Source organism: Streptomyces sp. NPDC042002 (assembly GCF_055588305.1).
On the sequence record NZ_JBVJCT010000020.1, the window covers coordinates 1 to 8,663 of the forward strand.

12 protein-coding genes and 1 pseudogene are annotated in these 8,663 nt (G+C 68.0%); 9 read left to right on the plus strand and 4 right to left on the minus strand.

The features are described 5' to 3' along the window. A partial coding sequence (locus ACZ6KY_RS26315) for an IS3 family transposase (protein ID WP_469312748.1) occupies positions 1-498 on the plus strand: 498 nt, incomplete at its 5' end. On the opposite strand, the gene ACZ6KY_RS26320 is transcribed toward ACZ6KY_RS26315, so the two are convergent. Then, on the minus strand, positions 476-1,780 hold the full coding sequence (locus tag ACZ6KY_RS26320) for an IS1380 family transposase (protein ID WP_469312749.1): 1,305 nt from the start codon (positions 1,778-1,780) through the stop codon (positions 476-478). The two genes, ACZ6KY_RS26315 and ACZ6KY_RS26320, sit on opposite strands and share 23 nt — an antisense overlap. 122 nt (positions 1,781-1,902) lie before the next feature. Further along, positions 1,903-2,223, minus strand: coding sequence for a hypothetical protein (locus ACZ6KY_RS26325; protein WP_469312750.1), 321 nt, complete (start codon positions 2,221-2,223; stop codon positions 1,903-1,905). A gap of 330 nt (positions 2,224-2,553) precedes the next feature. On the opposite strand from ACZ6KY_RS26325, the gene ACZ6KY_RS26330 reads away from it, so the two are divergent. The 4 genes from ACZ6KY_RS26330 (at position 2,554) to ACZ6KY_RS26345 (ending at position 4,093) form a co-directional block, all read left to right on the plus strand. Then, positions 2,554-2,985 carry a DUF5958 family protein gene (locus ACZ6KY_RS26330; RefSeq protein ID WP_469312751.1) on the plus strand — a complete coding sequence of 144 codons (432 nt, stop codon included), beginning with the start codon at positions 2,554-2,556 and terminating at the stop codon, positions 2,983-2,985. 74 nt (positions 2,986-3,059) lie between these two features. Further along, positions 3,060-3,560 (plus strand): IS3 family transposase, encoded by a 501-nt coding sequence (locus ACZ6KY_RS26335; protein WP_469312752.1) that lies wholly within the window; start codon positions 3,060-3,062, stop codon positions 3,558-3,560. A gap of 23 nt (positions 3,561-3,583) precedes the next feature. Further along, a complete protein-coding gene (locus ACZ6KY_RS26340; RefSeq protein ID WP_469312753.1) occupies positions 3,584-3,820 on the plus strand; it encodes an integrase core domain-containing protein in 237 nt (78 codons plus the stop codon). Between the two features lie 48 nt (positions 3,821-3,868). Further along, entirely contained in the window at positions 3,869-4,093 is a 225-nt protein-coding gene (locus ACZ6KY_RS26345; protein WP_469312754.1) for a recombinase, read from the plus strand. Positions 4,094-4,155: 62 nt separating this feature from the next. Here ACZ6KY_RS26345 and ACZ6KY_RS26350 read toward each other — a convergent pair whose 3' ends face one another. Next, the gene (locus tag ACZ6KY_RS26350) at positions 4,156-4,806 is read right to left on the minus strand and encodes a TetR/AcrR family transcriptional regulator (RefSeq protein ID WP_469312755.1); all 651 of its coding nucleotides are present in this window, start codon (positions 4,804-4,806) and stop codon (positions 4,156-4,158) included. A 94-nt stretch (positions 4,807-4,900) separates the two neighbouring features. Between ACZ6KY_RS26350 and ACZ6KY_RS26355 the strand changes: the two genes are divergently transcribed. Continuing rightward, positions 4,901-5,716: an alpha/beta fold hydrolase gene (locus ACZ6KY_RS26355; RefSeq protein ID WP_469312756.1), complete on the plus strand. Its 816-nt coding sequence runs from the start codon at positions 4,901-4,903 to the stop codon at positions 5,714-5,716. 41 nt (positions 5,717-5,757) lie between these two features. Next, positions 5,758-6,690, plus strand: a complete 933-nt coding sequence (locus ACZ6KY_RS26360) for an NADP-dependent oxidoreductase (protein WP_469312757.1) — start codon at positions 5,758-5,760, stop codon at positions 6,688-6,690. A 107-nt stretch (positions 6,691-6,797) separates the two neighbouring features. Here ACZ6KY_RS26360 and ACZ6KY_RS26365 read toward each other — a convergent pair whose 3' ends face one another. Further along, positions 6,798-7,019: an IS3 family transposase gene (locus ACZ6KY_RS26365; RefSeq protein ID WP_469312758.1), complete on the minus strand. Its 222-nt coding sequence runs from the start codon at positions 7,017-7,019 to the stop codon at positions 6,798-6,800. A gap of 360 nt (positions 7,020-7,379) precedes the next feature. Here ACZ6KY_RS26365 and ACZ6KY_RS26370 point away from each other — a divergent pair. Both ACZ6KY_RS26370 and ACZ6KY_RS26375 read left to right on the plus strand, forming a co-directional pair. Next, positions 7,380-8,160 (plus strand): annotated as a pseudogene (locus ACZ6KY_RS26370) (phage/plasmid primase, P4 family); the annotation flags it as partial. Positions 8,161-8,215: 55 nt separating this feature from the next. After that, the gene (locus tag ACZ6KY_RS26375) at positions 8,216-8,617 is read left to right on the plus strand and encodes a DUF6009 family protein (RefSeq protein ID WP_469312759.1); all 402 of its coding nucleotides are present in this window, start codon (positions 8,216-8,218) and stop codon (positions 8,615-8,617) included. The last annotated feature ends 46 nt before the right edge of the window (positions 8,618-8,663 follow it).

Below are 8,663 nucleotides of genomic sequence, written 5' to 3' on the forward strand. Positions count from 1 at the left end.
AAGTACGTCGGCGACATCACCTACCTGCCCGTCGGTGACGGCCGATTCCTGTATCTGACAACGGTGTTGGACCTCTGCTCGAAGCGCCTGGCGGGTTGGGCAATCGCCGATCACATGCGCACCGAGCTGGTCACCGACGCCCTCGCCGCCGCGGCCCGCACACGCGGCGGCGACCTGGCAGGGGCCATCTTCCACAGCGACAACGGAGCCCAGTACGCCTCGAAGGACTTCGTGAAGGCGTGCCGCGAACTCGGCGTGATCCGTTCCCGCGGAGCGGTCGGGACAAGCGCGGACAACGCCGCTGCGGAGAGCTTCAACGCGGCCCTGGAACGGGAGACCCTGCAAGGCCGGAAGCGCTGGCCAGGAGTCCGCGAGGCCCGCCTCGCAGTCTTCCGGTGGATCACCCGCTACAACACGAGAAGAAGGCATTCAGCGATCGGCCAGGTCAGCCCGATCGCCTTCGAGCAGCGAACAACTACGCTGACCACTGCCGCATAGCAAACGGTGTCCACGACTCAGGGGAAGCCCCCAAAAGCCGCAGCCGTAGGCGTTTGGGTTCCCAGCGGCGCGCTTGGCCGGTCAGGGCGAGCATCGGCATCCAGGCCAGGAGGTCCAGGGCGATCTGGACGATCTCCAGCCAGACCTGGTTCTGTGCCGTGTGGTGCAGGGGGAGGTTGCGAAGCCCGGTTTCGCGGGCGGCGCGGATGCGGTCCTCGGCTCGGGCGCGTTGGCGGTGCCGCAGTTCCAGGGTCGCGATCGCAGTGCCGGTGGTGTTGGTGGCGAAACAGGTCAGACGCATCCCGTCGGCGTCGGTGAGCCTCAACTGCGCTCCGGGGTGCGGCCGTTCCTTGCGTACGATCAGCCGCATCCCGGCCGGCCAGCCCTTGAGGACGTCGCCGGTCAGGTCGGCCACCCAGGCGCCGTCGCGGACCTGGCCGTCGGGTTCGACCGCCGGGGTCCAGGCCGAGACCGGGATCTGCAGCACGGCTTGGTGGACCGCATCGGTGATCGTCATTCCGACCGAGTAGGACAGCCACCGGCCGCGCGCGGTCAGCCAGTTCAGAAACTTGTGGGTGCCGCCGGCGGCGTCGGTGCGGATCAGGGTCTGTCGGCCGCGCCGGTACTGCTTGGGCAACTGGGCCAGGGCCATCTTCGTCGTGGTGATGTGGTCGGCGGCGGTGTTGCTGCCCGCGTTGCCCGGCCGCAGCAGCCCCGCCACCGGCTCCCCGGAGCCGCCTTGGCCGTGGTCGACAAACGCGATCAGTGGGTGGTGCCCGAAGGTCCGCTTCCAAGTCGCCGCAGCGTCCTGCTTCTCGGAGTGCGCCAGTACCAGCACGCCGTCGATGTCCACGATGACCTGGCCGTCCGCGTCGGGAGCGTCCGCTGCGGCCAACGTCCATACCCGCTCGCGGACTTCGGCCCTCGCCCGGCGGATCGCCGACAGTGCCCGGGGGCCCGCTCCGGCCAGAGTGTCCACCAGGCGCGAGACGGTGGGGTCAGAGGCCACCGTCCCGGACAGTGCGGGCTCGGCCCGCAGCATCGCCACGTCCGACAGGCAGTCCCCGCCCATCGCCACCGCCAGGGCGAGGTCCAGCAGGATCTTGCCCGGGTCGTGCACCGTTCGCAGCTTCCGCCACGGCGTCAACGCCGCCGATATGGCCGTGTCCAGCCCGGACTTGCGGACGGTCTCCACCAGCAGCACCCCGCCGGCCTGCGAGACCACCGCGCCGCCGTCGCCCTGGACGCGGACAGGCGGATACGACCCGATACGCTTGTTCACCTGGGGAGTGCTTCTTTCCTTGCAGCGGACAGGACCCTCGACAAGTCCCATCGTTGCAGGTCAGAAGCGCTCTCTGTTTATCTGATCAAGACCCGGACACGCTCCCTGGCAAGGGCGCGAGGTTAGCCGTTTTCCCGGCCTGGCAGGGGCGCGCCGTCCAGGAAGGCGTGATAGGTCTCGACGGCGTCCGGCTCGATTTCAGAGTTGGAAGGGCCGTAACGGGTGTCGGTGCGGTCCCGCTTCGGCCCGGATACCCAGAACTCCTCGTCGGTCTGCACGTCGTAGAAGTTCGCGTCGGACATCCCCCCTGCACGGCGCAGGGGCCTGCCGTGAAAGTACGCAGTGCTCCAGGTCTTCGAGAAGTCCACCCATCCGATCCACGAGGGTCCGCGGTCGGTGTTGTAACCAGTCTTCAACTGCACGAACATCAGACGTCGAGGCATACGCTCAGGGTCCTGTACAGGCCGCACGCGGGACCAGCTATTTTGCGGGCGCCTACGAGACCCCACGCCACAGCCGACAAGGGCCCGGACAGGTGGGTACGACCCGATGCGGTCGTTCACCTGGAGGGTGCTTCTCTCCTTACGGCGGACAGGACCCCTGGCAAGTCCCATCGTTGCAGATCAGAAGCACTCTCCGCCTATCTGATCAAGACCCGCACAAGCCTACTCGTGAAAGCCCGAGGCTAAACACCAGGTGAGCCCCGCCTCTCTCTGGGTCCGAGATCGGAAACAGGCCTTCGCCCGGAACCGGAGCCGTGAAATCATCCAGCGATGACCGAACCGAGCGGCGACGACGGCAGCACCTTCCGGCGCGAGACCGAGCGGGTCGTCAACGAAATCGCCCAAGGGCTCCGTACGTTGGATGCTGGTGTGGGCTGGTTCTCCGGCCTCGCCCCGACACGCCAGCAGGAGGTTCTGCAGGAAGTCGCCGGCTATGCGATGCAGGCGCACATTACGGCTGCGGACGGCTGTGCGGGGGTGGCGCGGTCCGGTGTGAAGCCCACGGCCAACCCCTCAGTGATGATCTGTATGGACCCGCCCCGCTATGGGTTCGCGGGTCTGCCCTCCGCCGAACACGTCAAGGCGTTCCGCGTCCTCGTTTCTGTGTTCGCTGTTGCTGACACTCGCCGCCGCGAGACGTACTGCAAGGGCGACTGCGGACATGCATGGCACAACCTGCCAGCGGCGACCGAGCAGCCGTAGCATCGGGCATTCCGGCGCTGGCTGGGCTGGTTGTCGGGCGGTCCTTCTCGTGTGGCGCATGGTCAGCTGACCGGGTGGCCGCCGACGATGCCCTGGCCCACGAGATCACGGTGTTGCACATCGCCTCCAGACGTACCTACGGAGTGCCACGCATCCACGCCGATCTGCGCAGACTCGGCCACCGGGTCAACCACAAGCGAGTGGAGCGGATCATGCGTGAACGCGACATCGTCGGGGTCACCCGCCGCAAACGCCGGGGTCTGACCCGCCCGGCCAAGAGGGCGGTGCCCGCGGCCGATCTGCTCGGCCGGGACTTCACCGTTCCGGCACCCGGTATGAGGCTGGTCGGTGACATCACTTTCATCGCCACCGGCGAGGGCTGGCTCTATCTGGCGACCTGGCTGGACCTGGCCACCCGCGAGATCGTCGGTTACTCGATGGCCGACCACCACGGGCGTCCCTGGTCGTCGACGCGCTGGCGATGGCCGCCGGCCGCAGCCGCCTCCAGCCCGGCTGCATCGCGCACTCCGACCGCGGATCGGAATACACCTCCGAGGAACTCCGGCGCGAGATAAGCCGGTTGGGGCTTCGGCAGAGCATGGGAAGAACCGGGTCATGCTTCGACAACGCCGCCGCCGAGTCGTTCTTCGCAGTGCTGAAGGAAGAGATCGGCACCCGCCGATGGCCCGACCGGGCCACCGCCCGCGCCGAGATCTTCGCATTCATCGAGACCTTCTATAACCGCAGGCGGCTGCGGAGGCATCCAGCTTGGGGCTACCTGACCCCACGGAAGATCCGGCAGCGGCACGAACAAGGTCATGCCCTCGCAGCGTAAGCATTGAGTGTCCAACATCACGGGGAAGGTTCATGTTTGCGTTGCCCCATGCTCACCATCAATCCGAAGACGCTGGCCCGCCTCGATGAAATCGACGACGACCTCCAGGTCCGCCGCAGCCGAGCCGCACACGAGGGCTGGCTCGGAGAAGTCGAAGGGCTCGACCTCACCCTCACCTTCCTCCAGCAGAAGCGCGAACAGACCCAGCGGCTGACCCGTATCGCGCCCGTCAGTCTTGGCGTGCCGGGCCTCCGATCTGGAGGAGCGTCATGAGCCGCTCGGCATACCCGGTCTCAGTGGAGCAGTTGCACATGCTCTTGGCGATTGTCTCCCGGTCAGTGGGGCGCGGTCCCGGGCGCGGTGCCGGGGGTGGATCGGGTTTCGTGTGGTGCGCTGGTGGGCCAGGCGTTGAGGGCGGTCTCGGCTACGCGTTCGAGGTCTTCGCGGTCGACCCCGTCGCATGCCTGGGTGGACATGCCCTGGATGACGGCCGCGTAGAACGTGGCCAGCGCGCCAGCGTCGGCGCCTTCAGGCAGGCGGCCTGCGTCGATGTCGGCGTTGATCTTTTCTTTGAGAGCGTGCTTGGTCCCCTCGCGGAAGGCGCGTAGTTCGGCCTTGACGTCCTCGGCTGCCGGTGTGCAGTTGGTCGCGCCGTTGATGACCAGGCAGCCCGGAGGGTGGGTGGGGTCGGTGTATTCGGCCGCGGCCAGCCGGAGCAGCGTTTCGACGGCGCCGCGTGCGGTGGGTTCCGCCAGGGCGCGGGTCCCGTAGCTGCCGTGGGTGTGGGCATAGCGCTGGACGACTTCGCTGAACAGCTGCCGCTTGTCGCCGAAGGCGGCGTACAGGCTTGGCGGATTGATACCCATCGCCCGGGTGAGCGAGGCGATAGAGGTTGTCTCGTAGCCGTACTGCCAAAACTCCCTCAGTGCGACCTCCAGTGCCTCGTCCCGGTCGAAGGCGCGTCGTTGCGCGCGTGTGGTCCTCATGAAACGAGTCTATAGCGATCGCTAAAGCTGTGCTACCTTCCGTGCTGTAGCGATCGCTAAAGCCGATTCGCCGAAGCCAGGGGGAAGATCTGTCATGCCCGTGCCCGTCCCGGCCGCACCCGCCCTGCCCGAGCCCGTCTTCGCCCGTATCGTCCGCGGCTCCGGCCCTGGACTGCTCCTCGCCCATGGCGCCGGCGGCAGCGTCGAGGGGAACTACGGACCGATCCTCGACGGGCTCGCCGCGCGCCACAGGGTCGTCGGCGCCAACTACCCAGGCACCGGGGAAACCCCCAGGTCCGAGAACCCCCTCGATGTGGACGAGCTGGCCGACCAACTGGTGGCCGCCGCGGACGCCGAGGGACTGGATACCTTCGCGATCTCCGGCTTCTCACTCGGCGGCCCCATCGCGATCCGCGCCGCCGCACGTCACCCGAAGCGCGTCAACGCCCTGGTGCTGACTGCGGCCTTCGCCCACCGGGACGGCAAGCTGGATCTAGCCGCATCGGTCTGGCAGAAACTGCATGAATCCGGTGACCGCTCGCTGCTGGCCGAATACCTGACCCTGGTGGCACTCAGCGCCCCCGCGCTGAACGCGCTCACGCGCGGCCAGCTGCGGGCCGGCGCCGACCTCCTCGCCGAGGCAATTCCGCCAGGTACGCCGGAGCACACCGACTTGGTCCGCCGGATCGACGTCCGGGACGACCTTGCCCGTATCACCGCCCCCACCCTGGTGATCTCCACGACCGGTGATCCGCTGGTCTCACCCGCTTTGCACCGGCAGCTCGCCGACCAGATACCCGGAGCACGGCTGGCCGAAATCGCCACCGGTCACCTGCCGTTCGCCGAGCGGCCCAAGGAGTGGCTGGAACTCATCACCACCTTCCTCGACGAGCACACCCCCAACGCCTGATCCCCCTCAACTGCCGATATCCAACTGCCAGGAGTACAGACATGCACGCGATCACCCAGCGTTCCTTCGGCGGCCCCGAAGTCCTCGAACTCACCGAGATGGACCGGCCACAGCCGTTGCCCTCCGAAGTGCTGGTCCGGGTCCACGCGGCCGCCATCAATCCGGTCGACGCGATGGTCCGCTCCGGGGCCTTCCCCCTGCTCGGCGAGCCTCCATTCGTCCTCGGCTGGGACATCTCCGGCGTCGTCGAAGAGGTCGTCCCCGGCGTCACCCGCTTCCAGGTCGGTGACGAGGTCTACGGCATGCCTTTCTTCCCACGGGCTGGCAACGCCTACGCCGAGTATGTCGCCGTGCCCTCCCGCCAGCTGGCCCGCAAGCCCGCAGCTGTCGACCACGCCCACGCCGCGGCCCTGCCACTTGCTGGACTCACCGCCTGGCAAAGCATCGTCGACACCGCACAGGTCCAAGCCGGGCAACGAGTCCTCATCCATGGTGGAGGCGGTGGCGTCGGCCACCTGGCCATCCAGATCGCCAAAGCCCGCGGCGCCCACGTGATCGCCACCGTCAGCGCGGCCAAGCACGACTTCGTCCGCGGCCTCGACGCGGACGAAGTCATCGACTACCGCACCGTCGACTTCACCGACGTCGTCACCGACGCCGACCTCGTCCTGGACACCGTGGGCGGCGACTACGGCCCGCGATCGCTCCACGCCCTACGCCCCGGCGGCCTTCTGGTCACCGTGGTGGACCGTGCCGATACCGCACTTCAGCAGGCCACCGCAGCGGCCGGGAGACGATTCGCCGGCGTCACTGTGGAGCCGGATCACATAGGACTCCAGGAAATCACCAGGCTGGTCGATACCGGGCAGCTGCGCCCGTACGTCGAGGGCACCCTGCCGCTGGCCGACGCCGCCAAGGCCCACCAGCTCATCGAGTCCGGCCGCACCCAGGGGAAAATCGTGCTGACACTCTGACCCAACCGAAAGCCCGATCACTGAGACGAGCCGACCGGGCCTCGCCGCGACCACGGCGGAGCGCGAGTTGTCGGTGTGAGCTTCCCCCGCTGTGCGGCAGTCGCTGATCAGCAGGTCAGGGAGGGCTGACAGGGTTTCAGATTCGTTCGTTCGGCGGATACCTGGTCGGCGTAGTGCTTCTCCTCGGACTCGATCGGGCTGAGGTAGCCGAGTCGTTTCTGGATGCGGCGGGGGTTATAGAAGCCGTCGATGTACTCGAAGAGCGCGAGGTTCGCCTCGGCCCTGGTGGTGAAGACCCGGCTGCGAACGCACTCGGTCTTGATCAGCATCCACAGGTCCTCCGCGGGAGCGTTGACGCTCCTATAGCTGTCAACTCGTTGCGGGGATCGTCCGTGGAGCGGGTCGAATCAGGTGGTAGACCTCGCGGAGGACGTAGCGCTTGAGGCAGCGGATGATCTCGCGTTTCGTCCGGTCTGTCCAGCCGTATGCTGTGGCGCCTGACGAGGTGACCGGCCGCTCACCGGGGGGAGATCGGCATGTGATGGCGGCGTCTGCCTGTCGGCCGTCAGGCCCTGCTGGCCCTGGCCCATCTGTGATGCGGCGACACGTACGCCCGGCTCGCCGCGGGGTTCGAGATCGGCATCGCGGCCGTCTACCGCTGCATACGCGGGGCCGTCGACGTGCCGGCCGAGAACGGCAAGTCGGTGCTGCTGGACGTGGTGATGAGGCCTGTCGGCGACTGCGCGGACGCCGCTCCGCCCGGATTCCTCATGGGTCGGCCCTGGGAAGGACACCCCACCGGCCTGGGGGAGCTGCACGGGCGCCGGGTCATTGTGTGCAACGAGGTCAAGCCGGGGGACCGTTTCGGCGAGGCACGGGTGAAGCTGCTGACCGGCGGTGACCGCATCAAGGCGTGGCGGATGAGGCAGGGCTTCTTCAGTTTCCAGCCGGCCCGCAAGCTGTGGCTGCTGGGCAACCGCCGGCCCGGGGCGGGGAGGGGCGGGTTCGCGTTCTGGCGGCGGATGCGGCTGATCCCGTTCGAGCGGGTCGTGCCGGATCACCGGAAGGTCGACAACCTGGCAGGCATCCTCGTGATGGAGGAAGGGGCCGGCCTCCTCGGCTGGCTCGTGCTCGGGGCGCGGCGCTACCTGGGCGGGGAGAAGGACCTGCTGGGTCCGGAGCCGGTGCGCATCGTGACCACGGCGTACGTGGAGACCGAGGACCGCATCGGAGGCTTCCTCGCCGGGTGCTGCCGGTGCGATCCGGTCCTGAGGTCGCAACAGGCCGGCCTCTACGCGGCCTACAGGACGTGGTGCCGGAATGAGGAGGCACCGGCCGTCTCGTCCCTGTCTTTCGCGGCGCGGGTCCGGGGGGGTGGTGGGACTGGCATCTTTGAAGCAGATGATCCTGTCCAACCGGCGAAAGTACTACCCGGGCATCGGGTTGGCCGCCGACGAGGAGACAGTATGAGTGTCCTTATGGCTGTGGGTGAGGTTGTCTGTGGGGCGTCTTTTGTCTGGTGGGTGTGGGCGGGTTGGGTTGTGTCGGTCGGGGTCTGGACCGGTTGGTGGGCCGTCGGGGCGGGCCTGCCTGTCGCCGCGGCGGCAGGCGGGCCGGCTGCGCGATGCTCGGGGCGGAGGGCGGACAGTTCTGTTCGTCGGGGGTCCTTTGCCGTTGGGTGTTCTGGTTGTTGGCGTATGGCGGGGGTGCTGTTCCTGAGGGGTTGTATGCCGCCGGGGTGCCGGCGGGGGCGGTGGGTCCGCGCACGCCGGCGCCGGGTGGCAGGGGGTGGGTGGCTGTTGTCGCAGGTGGTGTGGCGGTCACCTTGGCGGGCGGGATGTCGCGGGGGCTGTCGTGGTGTGACGGCTCCCGTGGTGGGGGCTGTCGTGGTGTGACGGCTCCCGTGGTGGGGGCTGTCGTGGTGTGACGGCTCCCGTGGTGGGGGCTGTCGTGGTGTGACGGCTCCCGTGGTG

Bases quoted from the DNA above. Each gene is read 5' to 3' on its own strand.
- ACZ6KY_RS26325 (WP_469312750.1), bottom strand. From the start codon at position 2,223: ATGCCTCGACGTCTGATGTTCGTGCAGTTGAAGACTGGTTACAACACC.
- ACZ6KY_RS26330 (WP_469312751.1), top strand. From the start codon at position 2,554: ATGACCGAACCGAGCGGCGACGACGGCAGCACCTTCCGGCGCGAGACC.
- ACZ6KY_RS26340 (WP_469312753.1), top strand. From the start codon at position 3,584: ATGGGAAGAACCGGGTCATGCTTCGACAACGCCGCCGCCGAGTCGTTC.
- ACZ6KY_RS26345 (WP_469312754.1), top strand. From the start codon at position 3,869: ATGCTCACCATCAATCCGAAGACGCTGGCCCGCCTCGATGAAATCGAC.
- ACZ6KY_RS26350 (WP_469312755.1), bottom strand. From the start codon at position 4,806: ATGAGGACCACACGCGCGCAACGACGCGCCTTCGACCGGGACGAGGCA.
- ACZ6KY_RS26355 (WP_469312756.1), top strand. From the start codon at position 4,901: ATGCCCGTGCCCGTCCCGGCCGCACCCGCCCTGCCCGAGCCCGTCTTC.
- ACZ6KY_RS26360 (WP_469312757.1), top strand. From the start codon at position 5,758: ATGCACGCGATCACCCAGCGTTCCTTCGGCGGCCCCGAAGTCCTCGAA.
- ACZ6KY_RS26365 (WP_469312758.1), bottom strand. From the start codon at position 7,019: ATGCTGATCAAGACCGAGTGCGTTCGCAGCCGGGTCTTCACCACCAGG.